Origin of the sequence: Paraburkholderia sartisoli, assembly GCF_900107685.1 — a bacterium.
GTDB classification, from domain to species: Bacteria; Pseudomonadota; Gammaproteobacteria; order Burkholderiales; family Burkholderiaceae; genus Paraburkholderia; species Paraburkholderia sartisoli.
Map to the genome: position 1 here is coordinate 145,493 of NZ_FNRQ01000002.1, position 19,135 is coordinate 164,627.

14 protein-coding genes and 1 tRNA gene are annotated in these 19,135 nt (G+C 64.9%); 9 read left to right on the forward strand and 6 right to left on the reverse strand.

From position 1 onward, the window contains the following. Positions 1 to 107: 107 nt before the first annotated feature. Positions 108 to 1,562, reverse strand: a complete 1,455-nt coding sequence (locus tag BLV45_RS07850; RefSeq protein WP_090531540.1) for an aminotransferase-like domain-containing protein — start codon at positions 1,560 to 1,562, stop codon at positions 108 to 110. Between the two features lie 287 nt (positions 1,563 to 1,849). On the opposite strand from BLV45_RS07850, the gene BLV45_RS07855 reads away from it, so the two are divergent. From BLV45_RS07855 to BLV45_RS07880, 6 genes are all read left to right on the forward strand, one after another. Beyond that, a complete protein-coding gene (locus BLV45_RS07855) occupies positions 1,850 to 2,545 on the forward strand; it encodes a VOC family protein (protein WP_090531542.1) in 696 nt (231 codons plus the stop codon). A 58-nt stretch (positions 2,546 to 2,603) separates the two neighbouring features. Continuing rightward, positions 2,604 to 3,512 (forward strand): DMT family transporter, encoded by a 909-nt coding sequence (locus BLV45_RS07860; protein WP_090531544.1) that lies wholly within the window; start codon positions 2,604 to 2,606, stop codon positions 3,510 to 3,512. Between the two features lie 73 nt (positions 3,513 to 3,585). Continuing rightward, complete coding sequence (locus BLV45_RS07865) at positions 3,586 to 4,806, forward strand: aminotransferase-like domain-containing protein (protein WP_090531546.1); 1,221 nt, start codon at positions 3,586 to 3,588, stop codon at positions 4,804 to 4,806. A 46-nt stretch (positions 4,807 to 4,852) separates the two neighbouring features. Continuing rightward, the gene (locus BLV45_RS07870) at positions 4,853 to 5,317 is read left to right on the forward strand and encodes a RidA family protein (protein ID WP_090531548.1); all 465 of its coding nucleotides are present in this window, start codon (positions 4,853 to 4,855) and stop codon (positions 5,315 to 5,317) included. Between the two features lie 88 nt (positions 5,318 to 5,405). Then, a complete protein-coding gene (locus tag BLV45_RS07875; RefSeq protein WP_090531550.1) occupies positions 5,406 to 6,281 on the forward strand; it encodes a PhzF family phenazine biosynthesis protein in 876 nt (291 codons plus the stop codon). A 425-nt stretch (positions 6,282 to 6,706) separates the two neighbouring features. Further along, the gene (locus BLV45_RS07880; protein ID WP_245753159.1) at positions 6,707 to 9,073 is read left to right on the forward strand and encodes a bifunctional diguanylate cyclase/phosphodiesterase; all 2,367 of its coding nucleotides are present in this window, start codon (positions 6,707 to 6,709) and stop codon (positions 9,071 to 9,073) included. Positions 9,074 to 9,164: 91 nt separating this feature from the next. On the opposite strand, the gene BLV45_RS07885 is transcribed toward BLV45_RS07880, so the two are convergent. The 4 genes from BLV45_RS07885 to BLV45_RS07900 all read right to left on the reverse strand — a co-directional run bounded on the left by BLV45_RS07885 (position 9,165) and on the right by BLV45_RS07900 (position 16,679). Beyond that, entirely contained in the window at positions 9,165 to 9,623 is a 459-nt protein-coding gene (locus BLV45_RS07885; RefSeq protein WP_090531552.1) for a CopD family protein, read from the reverse strand. Positions 9,624 to 9,944: 321 nt separating this feature from the next. Next, positions 9,945 to 12,263, reverse strand: a complete 2,319-nt coding sequence (parC, locus tag BLV45_RS07890; protein ID WP_090531553.1) for a DNA topoisomerase IV subunit A — start codon at positions 12,261 to 12,263, stop codon at positions 9,945 to 9,947. A gap of 79 nt (positions 12,264 to 12,342) precedes the next feature. After that, positions 12,343 to 14,328 carry a DNA topoisomerase IV subunit B gene (locus BLV45_RS07895; RefSeq protein ID WP_090531555.1) on the reverse strand — a complete coding sequence of 662 codons (1,986 nt, stop codon included), beginning with the start codon at positions 14,326 to 14,328 and terminating at the stop codon, positions 12,343 to 12,345. Positions 14,329 to 14,753: 425 nt separating this feature from the next. Then, positions 14,754 to 16,679 (reverse strand): ATP-binding cassette domain-containing protein, encoded by a 1,926-nt coding sequence (locus tag BLV45_RS07900; protein WP_090531557.1) that lies wholly within the window; start codon positions 16,677 to 16,679, stop codon positions 14,754 to 14,756. 347 nt (positions 16,680 to 17,026) lie between these two features. Between BLV45_RS07900 and BLV45_RS07905 the strand changes: the two genes are divergently transcribed. Continuing rightward, positions 17,027 to 17,209, forward strand: a complete 183-nt coding sequence (locus BLV45_RS07905) for a rubredoxin (protein WP_090531559.1) — start codon at positions 17,027 to 17,029, stop codon at positions 17,207 to 17,209. Positions 17,210 to 17,276: 67 nt separating this feature from the next. On the opposite strand, the gene BLV45_RS07910 is transcribed toward BLV45_RS07905, so the two are convergent. Then, positions 17,277 to 18,020, reverse strand: coding sequence for a class I SAM-dependent methyltransferase (locus tag BLV45_RS07910; RefSeq protein WP_245753160.1), 744 nt, complete (start codon positions 18,018 to 18,020; stop codon positions 17,277 to 17,279). Between the two features lie 236 nt (positions 18,021 to 18,256). Between BLV45_RS07910 and BLV45_RS07915 the strand changes: the two genes are divergently transcribed. Both BLV45_RS07915 and BLV45_RS07920 read left to right on the forward strand, forming a co-directional pair. Beyond that, a tRNA-Arg gene (locus BLV45_RS07915) sits at positions 18,257 to 18,331 on the forward strand. A 318-nt stretch (positions 18,332 to 18,649) separates the two neighbouring features. Next, entirely contained in the window at positions 18,650 to 18,928 is a 279-nt protein-coding gene (locus BLV45_RS07920) for a hypothetical protein (protein ID WP_090531563.1), read from the forward strand. Positions 18,929 to 19,135: the final 207 nt, after the last annotated feature.

Consider the following 19,135-nt stretch of genomic DNA (forward strand, 5'->3'; position numbering starts at 1 on the left):
GGTCGCGCGACGTCGCGATGCGCTTCGGGCGCATGCGCGGCGCGCGCGTGCGGTGCATCAGCGCAAAACGCGAATTGCCGGCGTAAATGGGGTCGCCCGCGCCCGTTTCAAGAGGCGCGGCGCGCGACGCTGTCCAGATAGCGGCACAGAAACACCGACAGCGCCGGATCGCCACAGTTCGCGATGTTAAAGCGCATCCACGTGGCGGGCGACTGGTTCGGCGAGAACAGGCTGCCGGGCGTCAGCAGGAAACCTTCCTCGTGGCCGGCGGCGGCGAACACGTCGGCGTCGACGCCCGTGTCGGCCCACAGGAACATGCCCGCGCCCGGCGCGAAGAATATCTTCATGCCGGCTTTTTCGAGCATGCGCACGGCCTTGTCGCGCACGCCGTCGAGCCGCGCGCGCAGCCGCTCGACGTGCCGCCGGTAGTGGCCTTCGGTCAGGATCTTGTAGAGCACGCGCTCGTTCAACTCGGGGCTCGTCATGCCGACCAGCATTTTCTGGTCGGTGATCGCGTTCGCCACCTCCGGCGCGCACGCGATGAAACCGACGCGCAGGTTCGCCGCCAGCGTCTTCGAAAAGCTGCCGAGGTAAATCACGCGCTTGAGCTGGTCGAGGCTCGCGACGCGCGTCGCCGCGTAGCCGGACGGGCACAGATCGCCATAGATATCGTCCTCGACGACGATGAAGTCGTGTTCCTCGGCAAGCCGCAGGATGCGAAACGCCTGCGCGGCGGTGAGCGATGTGCCGGTCGGATTTTGCAGCACGGAGTTGATGACGAGCATTTTCGGGTGCCACGTCTGGATCAGCTGTTCCAGAGCGTCGAGATCGGGACCGTCGGGCGTGTACGGCATGCCGACGAGCCGCGCGCCCTGCGACGCGAAGCGCCCGAACATCTGGAACCACGCTGGATCGCCGACGATCACCGCGTCGCCCGGCTGGACGTAAATGCGTGAGATCAGATCGATGGCCTGCGTGATGCCGGACACCATCACGATCTGCTCCGGCGAGGCGCCGATTTCCAGCTCCTCCAGCCGCGTCTGCAACTGCTGGCGCAGCGGCAGAAAACCCTGCGGCGTGCCGAAGCCGAGCATCTGCGCGCCGCTTTGCCGCCCGAGCGTGCGCAACGCGCCCGTGATCAGGTCGCCGTCGAGCCAGCGGCCCGGCAGATAACCGAGACCGGGGCCTTTCTCCGGACGCGTCGACGAATGCAGCATGTTGCGCAACAGCCAGACGACGTCGATCGTGCCCGGCGCCGGCGCCGCCTCGGTGAGCGCGCGGCGCTCGCCCGGCAACGGGCCGACGGCGCGCTCGCGTACGTAGAAACCCGAACCGCGCCGCGAATCGAGGTATCCCTGTGCGACGAGCCGTTCGTACGCCTCGACCACCGTGAAGCGCGACACGCCTTTTTCGAGCGCGAGCGTGCGGATCGACGGCATGCGCATGCCGGGCCGGAACACGCGTTCCTCGATGCGGCGGCGCGCCCATTGCACCAGCTGGTCGACGAGCGTCAGCGACGACGCGTCATGGGGCGCGGGAATCAGGTCGAGCGGGACGGACATGGTGGGGCTCCAACTGTACCGAACAGTATCGAACCGATTGTACCGTTACTGTGCCGGTCGCAGGCGCTACATTGGGCTCTATGCTGCGCGCAGCGGCGTGCGCACGTGTGTTCGTATTTTCCATCTGCCCGGCATCCGGCTGATCGCGGCCATGCCGCGCATCGCATAGCCCGCCGGTCAGGTGAACGGTTATGCTGGCAACCCGGGTCGCATGACCTTTCGCGTCGTCCGATGGTGCGTGGCGATGCGCCCGCCCTTCGCTGAAAACCGTCTTTTATCGTGTGCCCATGACCGTCCAGAAGCTGCATCTCGATCACCTCGTTGTCACCGCCCGCACGCTCGACGAAGGCACGCAGTACGTCGCCGACACACTCGGCGTCACGCCGGCCGGCGGTGGTGCGCATCCGCTGATGCGCACGCACAACCGGCTGCTGAACCTGTGGGGCGGCGTCTATCTGGAAGTGATCGCGATCGATCCGCAAGCCGATGCCCTTCCCGCTGAACCTGGCATTGCGCCGCGTCCGCGTCTTTTCGCGCTCGACGCGCCCGCGACACACGCAAGGCTCGAAAGCGGACCGTACCTGTCGCACTGGGTCGCGCGCGTCGAGCGCCCTAAAAACCTGCCGCGCTGGCGCGAGCAGTATCCGGAGCGGATCGCGCCGGTCGTGCCGATGTCGCGCGGCGACTTCACGTGGGGCCTCACCGTGCCGGACGACGGCGCGTTTCCCGCGTGGCAGGGTGCGGGCGACGGCATCGCGCCTTCGCTGATCCAGTGGGATACGGCGCTGCATCCTTCGGCGGTGTTGCCGGAGCCGGAAGTCGCGCTGAAGTCGCTAAAGGGTTTCCACCCACAAGCCGACGTGATCCGCACGCAACTGGAGTGGCTCGGTGCGGCGCATCTGATCGTGCTCGACACCACGCCGGGTAGTGCGGGCCTCGTCGCCGAATTCGACACGCCCGCCGGGCTTCGCACGCTCAAGTAGCGTGCGTCATCGCCCACGAACTGAAGCTGGATCAAGAGAGTAAAGAGAGACCCCCGCAATGAAACCGCGCGAATCCCAAGGCATGATGCTTGGCCTCATCGGCGTCATGATCTTCAGCCTGACGCTGCCAATGACACGCATCGTCGTGCAGGAATTTCATCCGCTGCTCAACGGCCTCGGCCGCGCGCTCGCCGCCGCGGTGCCTGCCGCAGCGCTACTCGCATGGCGCCGCGAGCGCCGGCCGAGCTGGCCGCAGGTCAAGAGCCTCGCCGTGGTGTCGCTTGGCGTGATCATCGCGTTTCCGGTGTTTTCCGCGTGGGCGATGAAGACCGTGCCGGCTTCGCATGGCGCGGTCGTCAACGGCCTGCAACCGCTGTGCGTCGCGCTGTACGCCGCGTGGCTCTCGCACGAACGGCCTTCGAAGGCGTTCTGGGCGAGCGCGCTTGCCGGCAGCGCGATCGTCGTCGCGTTCGCGCTGCAATCGGGCGGCGGCTCGCTGCAGGCGGGCGACCTGCTGATGCTCGTCGCGGTCGGCATCGGCGCGCTCGGTTACGCGGAAGGCGCCCGGCTCGCGCGGCAGATCGGCGGCTGGCAGGTGATCTGCTGGGCGCTGGTGCTCTCGGCACCGTTCCTCGTGATTCCGGTCGGCTGGCTCGGCTGGGAACATCACGTGCAGCATCCCGGCCCCGTCGCGCTGAAGACGTGGCTCGCGTTCGGCTACGTCACGATCTTCTCGCAGTTCATCGGCTTTTTCGCGTGGTACGCAGGGCTCGCGATGGGCGGCACGGCGCGCGTGGGCCAGGTGCAGCTGCTGCAGATCTTCTTCACGATGGCGTTTTCCGCGATCTTTTTCGGCGAGCACGTCGCGGCTTCCACCTGGCTTTTCGCGGCCGCCGTGATCGCCACCGTCATGCTCGGCCGCAAGGCGACCGTGCGCACCGTACACGTACCCGCGCGCGCGGCCTGACAAAGACGCGCGATAATCACGCATTCGACCGACCCCTTTCAGCTTCAGCACCACACCAGCAATCGAGGAGACCATGGACCAAAGCGACCTTCAAGCCCCGACGTGGCAACTGTCCGAACGCGCGCGCAAGCTCACCAGCTCGGCGATTCGCGAGATCCTGAAGGTCACCGAACGGCCCGAAGTCATTTCGTTCGCGGGCGGGCTGCCTTCGCCAGCGACCTTCCCGGCCGAACGGATGCGCGAAGCGTCCGACTGGATCCTGCGCCACGACCCGGCGGCCGCGCTCCAGTACAGCGCGACCGAGGGCTATCTGCCGCTGCGCGAATGGATCGCCGCACGCTACTCGGCAAACGGCGCGGCAAAAGGCGCGGCGAACGGCGCCGCGATCCGCGCGTCGCAGGTGCTGATCACGACGGGTTCGCAGCAGGCGCTCGACCTGCTCGGCAAGGTGCTGATCTGCAAGGACAGCCCGGTGCTCGTCGAAACGCCGACGTATCTCGGCGCGCTGCAGTCGTTCTCGATGTACGAGCCGCACTACGTGCAGGTGCCGACCGATGAGAACGGCCTGATCCCCGAAGCGCTCACGCCAGACCTGACGGCGGGCGCGCGCCTGCTGTACGCGCAACCGAATTTCCAGAATCCGACGGGTCGCCGTCTGCCGCTCGAGCGCCGCCGCGCGCTCGCCGCGTTCGCGAAGACCGCGCCGTTCCCGGTCATCGAAGATGATCCATACGGCGCGCTCGATTACGCGGGCGAACCGCTGCCAACGATGCTCTCGATGTCGCCCGATCACATCGTTCATCTGGGCTCGTTCTCGAAGGTGCTCGCGCCGGGTCTACGGATCGGCTACATCATCGCGCCCGAGGAACTGCACTTCAAGCTGGTGCAGGCCAAACAGGCCACCGATCTGCACACGCCGAGCTTCACGCAGCGCATCGTGCACGAGGTCGTGAAAGACGGCTTTCTCGACACGCACGTGCCGACGATCCGCGCGCTCTATCGCGACCAGTGCGCCGCGATGCTGGCTTCGCTCGAACGCTACATGCCCGAAGGCGTGAGCTGGAACCGTCCGGAAGGCGGCATGTTCGTGTGGGTCACGCTGCCCGCGCAGATGAACAGCATGAAGCTGCTCGAGGAAGCGGTCGCGCAGAACGTCGCGTTCGTGCCGGGCGGCCCGTTCTTCGCGAACGAGGCGCAACACAACACGCTGCGCCTGTCGTTCGTGACCGTGTCGCCGACGAAGATCGACGAAGGCGTCGCGAAGCTCGCCGCATTGATCCGCGCGCGAATCTGATTACCCATCCATTTCACCGATTTCATCCAGAGATAAAGGACACGTCATGGCTCAAGCAAATGTGTATGACCGGCTGAAGGAACTCGGCATCGAACTGCCGACCGCGGGCGCACCCGCCGCCGCTTACGTGATGAGCGCGCAGGCCGGGAACACGGTGTATCTGTCCGGTCACATCGCGAAGAAGGACGGCAAGCCGTGGGTCGGCAAGCTCGGCGACACGCTGACGACCGAAGAAGGCAAGGTCGCCGCGCGTTCGATCGCGATCGACCTGCTCGCCACCCTGCATGCGCACGTCGGCGACCTGAACCGCGTGACGCGCATCGTCAAGCTGATGAGCCTCGTCAATTCGACGCTCACGTTCACCGAACAGCATCTGGTGACGAACGGCGCATCGGAACTCGTCGCCGACGTATTTGGCGAGCGCGGCAAGCACGCACGCTCGGCGTTTGGCGTCGCGCAGATTCCGCTTGGCGCATGCGTCGAGATCGAACTGATCGCTGAAGTGCAGTAGCGCTTTTTGAATGGCGCGATCAAGTCACGGCTCTAAAATATGAAGAATCGCGTTGACTCAATTCCGGCATCGGGAACGGGCGAAACTTATGCTTAGTCGCTTCAAGCAGGTCGATGTGTTTACCCGTGTCCCGTTCAAGGGCAATCCGCTCGCGGTAATCCTGGAAGGCGACGGCCTGGCCGCCGACCAGATGCAAACCATCGCACGCTGGACGAATCTGTCCGAAACCACCTTTGTGCTGAAGCCGACCGACCCGGCCGCCGATTACCGGGTGCGTATCTTCACGACGGGCGGCGAGCTTCCGTTCGCGGGTCACCCCACGCTCGGCACCGCGCATGCGTTGCTCGAAAGCGGCTATACGCCGAAAGAGCCAGGCCGGCTTGTGCAGGAATGTGGCGTTGGCCTTGTCGAACTGGCCCAGCAGGACGCGCACGTCTGGGCGTTCGCCGCGCCGCCGGCTCGCGTCACGCCCCTTCCCGAAACGCAGTACGCCGCGCTGCGGGCGGCCCTGAAAACCGATGCAATCGATTTCAGCGCGCCACCCTGCGCGATCGACAACGGTGCGGCGTGGCTCGTCGTGCGCCTGCAGTCCGCTCACGCCTGCCTCGCGCTGACACCGGATGCACAGCAACTCGCCGACATCGTCCATGCCGCCGATACACACGGCATCGCCGTCTACGCACCGCATGCCGCCGGGGACCCCGCCACGTTCGAAGTCCGCTGCCTGATGGCAGGCGGCGCGTTCGGCGTCGGCGAAGACCCGGTGACGGGCAGCGCGAACGCCGCGCTGGCGGGCCTGCTGACGCAGCAGAATCGCCGGCCGGGCACCGGATACACCGCGCGCCAGGGCACCGCGATCGGCCGCGACGGCCGCATCGTCGTGACCTACGACGACGCCACCGGCAAGACGTGGATCGGCGGCTCATCCGTCACGGTGGTCGACGGGACGTTCCTGCTGCCCTGAGCCGCAGGTACACGCGCTTCCCTGCCAGCGCAATGCGTACTGGATAAACCAGCGACGTTGTTCTACGCAACCCCTACGCAGCGAACATCATCTAAAGCCTTCGTTACGACGAAACCCGTGCAGCGTGGGCTATCGACTGACCCGACTGACCCGGCCGCAACGCAGGCGAGCCGCGTCGGGCTGCTCGCGTCGCGTGCCTGGTCAGGCGAGCGTATACCCGATGCGCGGACGCTTCCTTAACCCTTCCTTAATCTTTTGGCATTCAGTAATATCGAAAGGTCCAGGTGACCACAGGACGCCGGCACGACGCCGCGTCCTCCTACCCCCGCGCACCCGGTACCGTTCATCATGCAACCAACTTCGAACCTCGGGCATTCGTCGTACCCGGAGCCGCTGCGGCAAGGCACACGCCCCTGGTCAGCACGATGAGTCATTTCCGCGTTTCCACGACACGCGACGGAAGACTCCGCGATCCCGCGGTATCGCGCCGCCGTGCGCTGCTCGCCATTCCCGCACTCGGCGTACTGGTATTGATCCTGCTGTGGGTCGTCATCTTCGCGCGCCTGTCGGTCGAGAAGGAGACGACGTATCGGGAAGCGATGGCATCGTCGGCGATCCTGTCGGCGGCGCTTGAACAACACACGGTCAAGGCCATCCACCAGGTCGACCAGATCACGCGCTTCGTCAAATACGAATTCGAGAAGGCGCCGGATCACTTCGACCTGTCGGGCACGGTCGAGAAAGGCGTCGTGCAGAGCGAGACGCTCGTGCAGGTTTCGCTGATCGACGAGCACGGCAAGCTGATCGCGAACACCGCCGATCCCAATCCGAAACCCATCGACCTCTCGGACCGCGAGCACTTCAAGGTACACGAACACGAGAACGACGACGCGCTCTACATCAGCAAACCGGTACTCGGGCGCCTGTCCGGGCACTGGACGTTGCAGATGACGCGCCGCCTGAATCATCCCGACGGCTCGTTCGCGGGTGTCGTGGTGGTGTCCGAGGACCCGAGCTACTTCACGAGCGACTTCTACAACAACGCAGCGATCGGCCGCGACGGCGTGATCGCCGTCATCTCCGATTCGGGCACGGTGCTCGCGCGCAGCACCGGCAGCGCCGAGCGTGCGGACGGCACGTTCTCGGCGAGCGGCACGTACCCGACGTCGGAACACGTGTCGGGCACCTACGTCGATCCGATCGACCAGGTGACGCGCATCGTGTCGTACCGTCATATCGACGGCTATCCGCTCGGCGTGATCGTCGGCCTCTCGCACGCGGAAGAATTCGCCGACTACAACCATACGCGCAACGTCTATCTGCTGATGGCCGGTTTTATCTCGCTCGCGATGCTGAGCTTCTTCGCCGTCGCCACGGGGCTGATCGGCAAGCTGCTCGGACGCGAACGCGAGATGACGCACCTCGTCGAATACGATCTGCTGACCGGCCTGCGCAACCGCTACGCCACGCTGCAGAGCCTGCGGCACGACGTTGCGTTACCGGTGAACGTCGGCCGCCTCGCGATCCTGTTCATCGACCTCGACAACTTCAAGACCGTCAACGACACACTCGGCCACAACGCCGGCGACATCGTGCTGCAGATGACCGCGTCGCGGCTCGCGGATGCCGTCTCCGATCTGGGCTCGCTGAGCCGCATCGGCGGCGACGAATTTGTCGTGATCGTCAAAGGCGAGAACGTCGAAAAGCGCGCCGTCGACCTCGCCGAGCTAACGGCCGACGTCTTCGCGAGGCCGTTCGAAGTGCGCGGCAGCGCGTTCGTGCTGCACGCGAGCATTGGCATCGCGCTGTACTCGGTCGCCAACGAAAGCGAAATCGACCTGCTGAAAAAAGCCGACCTCGCGATGTACAGCGCGAAGGATGCCGGCAAGAACTGCTACCAGTTCTATTCGCCGCAGCTCTCGCACCGCGCGGACCATCTGATGAAGTGGGAGCAGCAGCTGCGCGTCGCGCTGAACGAGGGGCAACTGTTCCTCGCGTACCAGCCGAAGGTCGACCTCATGCGCCGCTGCATCACCGGCTTCGAGGCGCTGGTGCGCTGGAATCATCCGCAGCACGGCCTGATTCCGGCCAACGAGTTCATCCCGGTCGCCGAGTCGACCGGCCTGATCGTGCCGATCGGCGACTTCGTGATCGAGACCGCCTGCCGGCAGCTGGCGCTGTGGCAGCAGCAGGGCTACGACCCGCTTTCGCTCGCGGTCAACATCTCCGCCGTGCAGTTCTGGCGCGGCGACCTGTACCAGACGATCTCGCGCGCCATCGAGGAAACCGGCATTTCCGCGCGCCGCCTGGAACTCGAAATCACCGAGACGGCGATGATGGAATATCCCGATCTCGTCTCCGAAAAAATCTTCGCGCTAAAACGCCTGGGCGTGCGGATCGCGCTCGACGACTTCGGCACCGGCTATTCGTCGCTGTCGTACCTGAACCGCTTTTCGGTCGATACGCTGAAGGTGGACCGCTCGTTCGTGCAGGCCATTCCCGGCGATCGCAGCGTGTGCGTGATGGTGACGGCGATCGTCAATCTGGCGCGCTCGCTGGGCCTGACGGTGGTCGTCGAAGGTACGGAGACGGAAGAGCAGATCGCGTGGCTTGCGGCGCTCGGTCATATCGAGGCACAGGGTTTCCTGTTCTCGCGACCGGTGCCGTCGGATGGCATACCGGCGCTGCTCGACCGGTTCGGCGTCTGCGGCATGCCGGACCGCCGCGCGACGCAGGAACCCGATCTCGACAGCATGGGCGTTGCACCGAGCGCGAGCGGGTTGTCTGCGTGACTTGAAGTTCTATACGTTCAAGATGCGTTCATGGCGTGTGAACGCAGGTTGCGTGGATGCGCGAGCGCGATGCGGTTCCGCTGACTGACGCTTAAAACCCGCGCGACATCACGGCGACGCCGATCGTCACGACACCCAGCACCAGGTTGATCACCACCAGACGCCGCACCGTGCCGACCGCGCGCGCCCCATCCGGCCAGTTCTGCGCCTGCACCGCGCGACGGATGCGCGGGAACACGGCAAAACGGATGTGCCCGAAGAGCAGCATCATCACGATGCCGAGACCGGCCATCGCATGCAGCGTCCACGATGCGTGGCCGCCGCCGAACTGCATCAGCAGGAAGCCGCCCGTGATCAGGATGACGAGCACGGCGGCGCCGACCCAGTTGAAAAAGCGCGCGAAGACCGACTCCCACAGCGGCAGACGCAGCTGCGGCGAGAGATCGGCGAGTGCCGGCCGCAGACAGAAATGCGCGAACACCATGCCGCCGACCCACACGGCCACACCGAGCAGATGCAGAAAGAGCGCGAGTTCAATGGCTTTGGTCATCGTTGTTTTCCCTTTTCCCTGTGCGGTGTGGAACTGTCGTGCTTCACTTGAAGCCTCCATTGAGCGCATTCGACCACGGCTCAACAGCGCAGTTCATCTTTATGTTTTATTTTGACGTTTGCCCGCAACGGTTTCATCGTCAGGCACGATGCTTCGATTCGCCTTACTGCATCTCTGGCGAGTGTAACGGCACTCGCGCGCTGCGCGGCTCCGACGCTGTTCCGAAGCTGCTCCGGCATGCGAACGACGAAGGGCACCGATGCGAGCCCTTCGTCCCTGCTCTGCCTTGTGACCGGATTGCCAGCGTCCGGGAAAGCCGCCCTAGCCCGCCAGCGCCGGCCTCAACGCCTGCACCTTCAGCTTCGTATCCGGCGCGCGACCCTTGCGTGCCCGCTTGCCCACGTGCGGCGCGAGCGCCGCGCCCGCCAGCGTTTCCTCTTGCTGCTTGCCGCCGCGCCCGGTGCCCTGCAGAACGACGCCCGCCTTGCCGATCGCCAGCGCCTGCGCGAGCGCTTCCTTGTCGTCGAGCGCCATCAGCGTGACGCCGCGTCCGCCGCCGGAAAGCGTCTTCATCTCGTCGAAGCTGAACACCAGCAAGCGCCCCGCACCCGACAGACACGCCACCTGTGCCGCATCCGGCAGCATCGGCATCGGCGCGAGCGGCGTCGCGCCTTCGTCGATCGTCATGAACGCCTTGCCGGCCTTCACGCGGCTCACCATGTCGCCCACCTTCGCGACGAAGCCAAAGCCGTTGCTCGAAGCAAGCAGCAACGCCTGATCCGTCGAAGCCGCGTAGTAATGCATCAGATACGTGCCCGATTCGAGCTCGATCAGCGACGTGACCGGCACGCCGTCGCCACGCCCACCCGGCAACGTCGCGACCGGGACGGAATAGACGCGCCCCTTGCTGCCCCACGCGATCAGCATGTCCGGCGTGCGGCACTGGAACGCCGCATACAGGCCGTCGCCGGCCTTGAACGTGAAGCCGGCCGGATCGAGTGCGTGGCCCTTGAGCGCACGCACCCAGCCCTTCTGCGACACCACCACCGTGACCGGTTCATCGACGACGCGCGCTTCGAACGTCGCGCGCTTTTCCTGCTGGATCAGCGTGCGGCGCGCGTCGCCGTACTGCTTCGCGTCGCCTTCGATTTCCTTGATGAGCAGACGTTTCATCGCCGGTTCGCTGCCGAGCAGTTCTTCGAGCTTCGCCTTCTCGTCGCGCAATTCGGACAGTTCCTTCTCGATCTTGATCTTCTCAAGCCGCGCCAGTTGACGCAGACGAATCTCAAGAATGTCTTCAGCCTGCCGATCCGACAGACCGAACGCTGAGATCAACGCGGACTTCGGTTCATCTGACTCGCGAATGATCCGGATGACTTCATCGATATTCAGGAAGACGATCATCCGCCCTTCGAGAATATGAATCCGGTCGTCGACCTTCATCAGGCGATGCTGCGTGCGGCGCGTGACGGTCGCGAACCGGAAACCGATCCACTCGCCAAGGATTTCGCTGATGCCCTTCTGGCGCGGCCGGCCGTCGGCCCCGACCATCACCAGATTCAGCGACGCGTTCGATTCCAGGCTCGTGTGCGCGAGCAGCGTGTTGACGAATTCGGTCTGGTCGATGCGGCTCGACTTCGGCTCGAACACGAGGCGCACCGGCGCGTCCTTGCCCGATTCGTCGCGCACGGCGTCGAGCAGCGCAAGCATCGTCTGCTTCGTCTGCAACTGTTCGGGCGTGAGCGTTTTCTTGCCGAGCTTGATCTTCGGGTTGGTCTGCTCCTCGATTTCCTCGAGCACCTTCTGGCCGGACGTGTTCGGCGGCAATTCGGTGAACACGACCTGCCACTGGCCGCGCGCCATCTCCTCGATCTTCCAGCGCGCGCGCACCTTCAGGCTGCCGCGGCCAGTTTCGTACGCGGCGGCAATTTCCGCCTCGCTGGAGATGATCTGGCCGCCGCCCGGAAAGTCGGGGCCCGGCACGAGCTGCATCACCTCGGCGTGCGAGAGCTTCGGGTTGCGGATCATCGCCACCGCCGCCGCCGCGACTTCGCGCAGGTTGTGCGACGGGATTTCCGTCGCGAGGCCCACCGCGATACCGGACGCGCCGTTCAGCAGCACGAACGGCAGGCGCGCCGGCAACAGTTTCGGCTCTTCGAACGAGCCGTCGTAGTTCGGCATGAAATCGACCGTGCCCTGGTTGATTTCATCGAGCAGCAGCTTTGCGATCGGCGTGAGACGCGCCTCGGTGTAGCGCATGGCCGCCGCGCCGTCGCCGTCGCGCGAACCGAAGTTGCCCTGGCCGTCGATCAGCGGATAGCGCATCGAAAAATCCTGCGCGAGCCGCACGAGCGCGTCATACGCCGACTGGTCGCCGTGCGGGTGATACTTGCCCAGCACGTCGCCGACGACGCGCGCCGACTTCACCGGCTTCGCGTTGTCGGCGAGGCCCATCTCGTTCATCGCGTACAGGATGCGGCGCTGCACGGGCTTCTGGCCGTCGCAGACGTCGGGTAGCGCGCGGCCCTTCACCACGCTCACCGCGTAGTCGAGATACGCGCGTTCCGCGTAGTTGCCGAGCGTCAGGAAATCGTCGGCCGGTACCGCTTCGGTGAAAAGATCGGGAGTGTTATCGTCCATCTGGATGTCGTGTCCGTTTTTTGCGTGAGGGCATGCGCTCGCGGGATGCCGGGGTGCCGGAATGCGTCAGCGCGCTCGCTCAGATATCCGCTTCGACTTCGTTGCCCTTCTCTTCGAGCCAGCTGCGGCGCGACGCCGCTTCGCCCTTGCCCATCAGCATCGTCATGCGTGCGACGGTCGCGTCGAAATCGAGCGCGCCGAGCGCGACCGGCGAAAGACGCCGCGTGTCCGGGTTCATCGTGGTGTCCCACAGCTGCTCGGCGCTCATTTCGCCGAGGCCCTTGAAGCGGCTGATCGTCCACTGCGACTCACGCACGCCGTCCTTGCGCAGCTTGTCCAGAATCGCTTCGAGTTCGCCTTCGTCGAGCGCGTACAGCTTCTGCGCCGGCTTCTTGCCGCGCGCGGGCGCATCGACACGAAAGAGCGGCGGACGCGCCACGCACACATGGCCGCGCTCGATCAGCTGCGGAAAATGCTTGAAGAAGAGCGTGAGCAGCAGCACCTGGATGTGCGCGCCGTCGACGTCCGCGTCCGACAGGATGCAGATCTTGCCGTAGCGCAGGTTCGACAGATCGACCTTGTCGTCGGGGCCATGCGGATCGACGCCGATCGCCACCGAAATGTCGTGTACTTCGTTATTGGCGAAGAGCCGGTCGCGTTCGGTCTCCCACGTGTTCAGCACCTTGCCGCGCAGCGGCAGAATGGCCTGATACTCCTTGTCGCGGCCCATCTTGGCCGAACCGCCGGCCGAATCGCCCTCGACGAGGAACAGTTCGTTGCGGCCGATTTCCGTCGATTCGCAATCGGTCAGCTTGCCAGGCAGCACCGCCACGCCCGAACTCTTGCGCTTCTCGACCTTCTGCCCGGCGCGGGTGCGCGCCTGCGCCTGCTTGATGACGAGGTCGGCGAGCTTCTTGCCGTGCTCGACGTGCTGGTTCAGCCACAGCTCGAGCGCCGGACGGGCGAACGACGACACCAGCTTCACGGCGTCGCGGCTGTTCAGCCGTTCCTTGATCTGACCTTGAAACTGCGGGTCCAGCACCTTAGCCGACAGCACGAACGACACGCGCGCGAACACGTCTTCGGCGAGCAGCTTCACGCCCTTCGGTTGCAGGTTGTGCAGTTCGACGAAGCTCTTCACCGCCTGGAAGAGCCCTTCGCGCAAGCCCGATTCGTGCGTGCCGCCCGCGGGTGTCGGAATCAGATTGACGTAGGACTCACGCGTGAGCGGGCCTTCCTCGCTCCACGCGACAACCCATGCGGCGCCCTCGCCTTCCGCGAAGGTTTCTTCGTTCGAGCGCGAGCTTTCCGCATAGCGCTCGCCTTCGAAGAGCGGAATCAGCAAATCGCTGCCCGCCATGCCTTCGAGCAGATAGCCGCGCAGACCGTCCTCATATTTCCAGCTTTGCTGCTCGCCGGTTTTCTCGTTGACGAGCGTGACTTCGACGCCCGGCAACAACACGGCTTTCGATCGCAGCAGACGCTGCAAGTCGCCGAACGGCAGGTTCGCCGAGTCGAAATATTTCGGATTGGCCCAGGCGCGCACACGCGTGCCGGATTTCTTGTCGCCGCGCTGGGCGGGACGCACTTCGAGCGGCTTGACGACGTCGCCGTCGGCAAAGCCGAGTTCGGCGATCTTGCCGTCGCGCCAGACGGTGACGTCGAGGCGCGTGGACAGCGCGTTCGTGACCGACACGCCGACGCCGTGCAGGCCGCCCGAGAACGTGTAGGCGCCGCCGGACGCCTTGTCGAACTTGCCGCCCGCGTGCAGGCGCGTGAACACGATTTCGACGACCGGCACGCCTTCTTCGGGGTGCATGCCGAACGGAATGCCGCGCGCGTCGTCTTCGACGGATACGGACTGGTCGGCGTGCAGCGTGACGGTGATCTGGCGACCGTAGCCGCCGAGCGCTTCGTCGGCGGCGTTGTCGATGACTTCCTGAATGATGTGCAGCGGATTTTCGGTGCGCGTGTACATGCCGGGCCGTTGCTTGACCGGCTCCAGGCCCTTCAGCACCTTGATCGACGCTTCGCTATACGCGGCGTTTGGCTTTTTCGTAGACATGGCTTGCTGTGGTCCGTCGGTTCATCGTTGTCCACAGGTCCTGTGGACATCTGCGTGGACAAACCGTTGAGTATTCAAAAAAAGCGAGACGAAACAACGGGGTGAATCAATGTGCCTGCCGTTGAGGCAGTGCGTCTCAGTGCCTCTTATTGCCTCTATCAACTGCTCGTGTCGCGACATCGGGTTGCGAGCTGCGTGCATCGACCGCCCGGCAGTATCGCCGCAGATGCGTTCGCGGGGTATTTTACTGATTTCAATACGCGCGGCAATTTGCTGATGCAGACGTTAGCCGTCTGGCCAGGTGCAGACATCGCGCCTGGCCCGCGGCGCGCCGCTCACGCCCGACAACACGCCTTTGCGCTGCCCGCGAGCTAAAACCAGGCTATCGCACGCCCGACGCGACTGAGCACACAAGACCAGGCGACTTACTTGCGCTTCGCCTCCAGCGCTTCCCAACGCTCGAGCGCCATCAGCAGTTCATCGTCGATTGCCGCATAGCGCCCGGTCAGGCGCGTGCCTTCCTGCGCGTCCTTCGCGAAGATCGAACCGTCTTCGAGTTGCTCGCCGATCGTCTTCTGCTCCGCCTCGAGCGCGGCGATCTGCTGCGGCAACGACTCCAGTTCGCGCTGCTCCTTGAACGACAGCTTGACCGTGCGCTGCGCGTTGCGCCCCGTGGCGCTGTCCTTAGGCGCTGCGTCTTTCAGCGGTTCTTTCTGCGCGTCGCTCTGCGCGAGTTGCTGCGAGCGCCCGCGCTGCACCTGCCAGTCTGTAAAGCCGCCGACGTATTCCCGCCACCGGCCCTCGCCTTCCGATGCGATCACCGACGTCGCGACGTTATCGAGGAACGCCCGGTCGTGGCTGACGAGCAGAACCGTGCCGTCGTAGTCGGTCAACAGCTCTTCGAGCAGTTCGAGCGTGGGGATGTCGAGGTCGTTGGTTGGCTCGTCGAGCACCAGCACGTTTGCCGGCCGCGCGAAGAGACGCGCCAGCAGCAGGCGGTTGCGCTCGCCGCCCGACAGCGACTTTACCGGCGAGCGGGCGCGCTCGGGCGCGAACAGGAAGTCGCCGAGATAGCTCATCACGTGCTTCTTCGTGCCGTTGACTTCCACCCACTCGCTGCCCGGGCTGATCGTGTCGCCAAGGCTTTTCTCCAGGTCGAGCTGCGCGCGCATCTGGTCGAAATACGCGACCTGCAGATTCGTGCCGATGCGCACCTTGCCTTCGTCCGGCGTCAGTTCGCCGAGAATCAGCTTCAGCAGCGTGGTCTTGCCCGCGCCGTTCGGCCCGATGAAACCAATCTTGTCGCCACGCATGACAGTGGCCGAAAAACGGTCGACCACCGTGCGCGAGCCGTAGCGCTTCGTCACGTCGGTCAGTTCGGCGACGATCTTGCCCGACTTCTCACCTTGCCCCACGTCGAGCTTGACGTTGCCGAGCGCATTCCGGCGCTCGGCGCGCTCGTTGCGCATCTGCACGAGCCGCGCGATGCGCCCGACGCTGCGGGTGCGCCGCGCCTCGACACCCTTGCGGATCCACACTTCTTCCTGGGCGAGCAGCTTGTCGGCCTTTTCGTTTTCGATGCGCTCGACTTCCAGCTGCTGCGCCTTGCGCGTCTGGTACGCCGAAAAGTTACCCGGATACGACAGCAGACGCCCGCGATCGAGTTCGACGATGCGCGTGGCGACACGATCGAGAAACGCGCGATCGTGGGTGATGAAGAACAACCCGGCACGCTGCGAAACCAGGAGTTCCTCGAGCCAGCGGATACCGTCGAAGTCGAGGTGATTGGTCGGCTCGTCGAGCAGCAGGATGTCGGGCTGCACAACCAGCGCACGCGCGAGCGCCACGCGTTTTTGCATGCCGCCCGACAGCGCGCCCACGCGCGCCTCGCCGTCGAGCCCGATCTGCGCAAGCGTCGTGGACACGCGCGTGCGCCAGCTCCAGGCATCGGTCGTATCGAGCGAGGACTGCAGCGTGTTCATGCGTGCGAGCAGCGCGTCGTGCTGCTCGCCTTCCGGCGTTTCCGCGAGCGCATGGGCGACGGCGTCGTATTCGTCGAGCAACGCGCGCGCATCGACCAGGCCGGCCGCGACGGCGTCGAACACCGACATGTCGCTGTCGAACTCGGGTTCCTGCGGCACATAGACCGTGGTGAGACTTTGCTGACGCGTGACGAGGCCGTCATCGGGTTTCGTGAGATCGGCAACGATCTTGAGCAGCGACGACTTGCCCGCGCCGTTGCGGCCAATCAGCCCGACGCGCTCCCCCGCTTCGAGAGAGAAATCGGCGTGATCGAGCAACGCGACGTGACCGAACGCCAGTTGCGCTCCGGTAATGGTGTAAAGCGACATGGGGAGAAGGAAGAAGACCGCAATGAATCGGAACCGCCCATTGTACCGGTCGCGCGATCGAACGCATCCCGGCCGGATGGCATAGCCCGTTTGGCCAGATTGAATTCGCCGGGCCGGTGCGCACAGAATGGCACGACTAACCCAGGCAAAGCGGCCGGCTTACAGCGGATGCGTGAACATCCGGGCGTACATGCGCGGGCCTGTGCCGGCACGCGAAATCGTGCCCTGCGACGCCCCTGTGCAGCGGGGCCTGGACGAATTCCGGTAAGATTGCGGCTCGCCGCGTCCTGACCGGAAAAGGGGCGGAACGCGCGGGCCATTGCATTGAACTGAAGAAAGAGTACGTCGTGAGCGAAGTCATTGAATACAAAAGCTGGGTCTGCCTGATTTGCGGCTGGATCTACAACGAGGAAGAAGGTCTGCCGGAAGAAGGCATCGCGGCGGGAACGCGTTTCGCCGAGATCCCGGAAGACTGGCGCTGCCCGCTGTGCGACGTGGGCAAGGCGGAATTCACCGTCGTCGAGTTCTGAAGCCGTCGCGGGCCGCGGGTTTTGCCCGCGCTCCGTGTTGTCGCGAGTCCACCGCCGCTTTCCCCCGTCAGTCGCGCATCGCCACCACCACGAGTTCCCGGCTGGCGGCATCCACAGGTTCGCGCGACCAGCCACCATACCAGGTCACCGAAACGAAGCCCGCGTCGCGGAGCGTACACGCCAGCGCGGCCTGGCTACGAAACCGCAATTCGCTTTCGGCGACGATCTCCTCGTCGTCGCGCTCGAACCGGTAGTGGGTGGCAAACCGTACACATTCATCCGTGACGTCGACAACCCGATGCCACACGTCGACCCGGCCGTACTTCTGCGATTCGACGCGCCGGCGTGACGCCTCCGGCGTCCACGGGCGCCAGGGTGCGCACGCTGGATTGCGGCTCTCGAAAGCAAGGCAGCCACCCGGTCGCAACGCGTCGTATGCAGCCGAAAGCGTCTGCCGCCAGCTTGCGTCGTCGATGAAAACCTGCGCGACGTGCCCTGTCATCACGGCAAGATCAGCATCGATTGAACGCGCCGCGTGCGCGTCGCCCTGGATCCACCTGACGCGCTCGCCGCCCGCGCGGCTGCGCGCGACCGCCAGCATCGCCGCTGACGGATCGATGCCGGTCACGTCGTGCCCCTGGCCCGCAAGCGCGCAGGCCAACAGGCCCGTTCCGCAGCCGATATCGAGCACCCGCGCGGCGTCGAGGGAGTGCGCGAGGTGGAGGTAGAACGCCGTGTCGGCGGCGGCGGGATTGAGCGCGTCGTACAGATCGACGAGGCGCGGGTCGCCATGGAGGTTCGGGGCGGTCATCGCTGGATGATAACGGCACGGCGCCATGCGTCGCGCAGGGCCATTCTCGTCGCGAGGCGCGTTTGCTATACTCTGGCCCCTGCGGCGCGATTCCTGCGCGCGTGGAGCGGGTCGTCCAGCGCGACGATTCTCCTTCACGCTGCACGAATCAACGCGGTTCCAGCTACGGTGGGTCACTTAGGAACGTAGCGATTGCGGAACACGCGGGTCATTCGCCTCGCCGCGTAGGGTTCCGTCTCCCTGTAGTTCAATGGATAGAACAAGTGCCTCCTAAGCGCTAGATACAGGTTCGATTCCTGTCAGGGGGACCAGTCCGATAAGGGTTTCATCTCACCCTGTGACACGCTTACTGTGTCACACCCGCTTCATCCTCCCGGTTCCAGGCACACAACTGCATCGCGATCGCGCCGCGGGACGAAACGCCGCCCGCCAAACGATCCACCGACAGATGACGGCTGCGCCAACCGCACCCACAGTAATCGATCATGCGCGACATCCATGACACCCGCGCGGAAAGTCTTCTGCGGCACATGTCCGGAGCATCGTAAAGCCCCCGTAACCTCCGGTCACAATTCCTTCCGAACTTCGATCGCCCGCTTCTCTCCCTATATAAAGAGAAGGAGCACATCATGATCAGACTCACATTAATGATCGGACTATTCGCCGCGCTGTCGGGGTGCGTCGCCTACCCCGCGGACTACGGATACGCCGCCCCAGGCTACGCTTATGGCCCCGACTATGTCCCTGCGTATGGCTATGGCAGCATCAACATATGGGGCGGCGGTGGCGGGGACTACCATCATGGCGACTATCACCATGGCGGCGGAGATCATGGCTACGGGCACGGTCATTGGGAAGGCGGCCGCGGCGGTGGACATGGTGGCGGCCATGGCGGTCACGGGCATTAAGCAGTCCCATGGCGAGCCAGGCGGAATCACCGCGCACCCTCCCCGCGCCGCGCCGCGCCGCTCCCCGTACCCGCCGAACTGGCGAACTAACCGCCCTCTGATCGCCGGATTGCGCGCGTTCACGTCCCGTTACGCTTCATCCATCGCGACATCCGGGCGCCGCCCGATCCAGGCAGGCAGAATACGCGACGAATACGACGGGGCCTT

Bases quoted from the DNA above. Each gene is read 5' to 3' on its own strand.
- BLV45_RS07850 (WP_090531540.1), bottom strand. From the start codon at position 1,562: ATGTCCGTCCCGCTCGACCTGATTCCCGCGCCCCATGACGCGTCGTCG.
- BLV45_RS07855 (WP_090531542.1), top strand. From the start codon at position 1,850: ATGACCGTCCAGAAGCTGCATCTCGATCACCTCGTTGTCACCGCCCGC.
- BLV45_RS07860 (WP_090531544.1), top strand. From the start codon at position 2,604: ATGAAACCGCGCGAATCCCAAGGCATGATGCTTGGCCTCATCGGCGTC.
- BLV45_RS07865 (WP_090531546.1), top strand. From the start codon at position 3,586: ATGGACCAAAGCGACCTTCAAGCCCCGACGTGGCAACTGTCCGAACGC.
- BLV45_RS07870 (WP_090531548.1), top strand. From the start codon at position 4,853: ATGGCTCAAGCAAATGTGTATGACCGGCTGAAGGAACTCGGCATCGAA.
- BLV45_RS07875 (WP_090531550.1), top strand. From the start codon at position 5,406: ATGCTTAGTCGCTTCAAGCAGGTCGATGTGTTTACCCGTGTCCCGTTC.
- BLV45_RS07880 (WP_245753159.1), top strand. From the start codon at position 6,707: ATGAGTCATTTCCGCGTTTCCACGACACGCGACGGAAGACTCCGCGAT.
- BLV45_RS07885 (WP_090531552.1), bottom strand. From the start codon at position 9,623: ATGACCAAAGCCATTGAACTCGCGCTCTTTCTGCATCTGCTCGGTGTG.
- parC (WP_090531553.1), bottom strand. From the start codon at position 12,263: ATGGACGATAACACTCCCGATCTTTTCACCGAAGCGGTACCGGCCGAC.
- BLV45_RS07895 (WP_090531555.1), bottom strand. From the start codon at position 14,328: ATGTCTACGAAAAAGCCAAACGCCGCGTATAGCGAAGCGTCGATCAAG.
- BLV45_RS07900 (WP_090531557.1), bottom strand. From the start codon at position 16,679: ATGTCGCTTTACACCATTACCGGAGCGCAACTGGCGTTCGGTCACGTC.
- BLV45_RS07910 (WP_245753160.1), bottom strand. From the start codon at position 18,020: ATGACCGCCCCGAACCTCCATGGCGACCCGCGCCTCGTCGATCTGTAC.
- BLV45_RS07920 (WP_090531563.1), top strand. From the start codon at position 18,650: ATGATCAGACTCACATTAATGATCGGACTATTCGCCGCGCTGTCGGGG.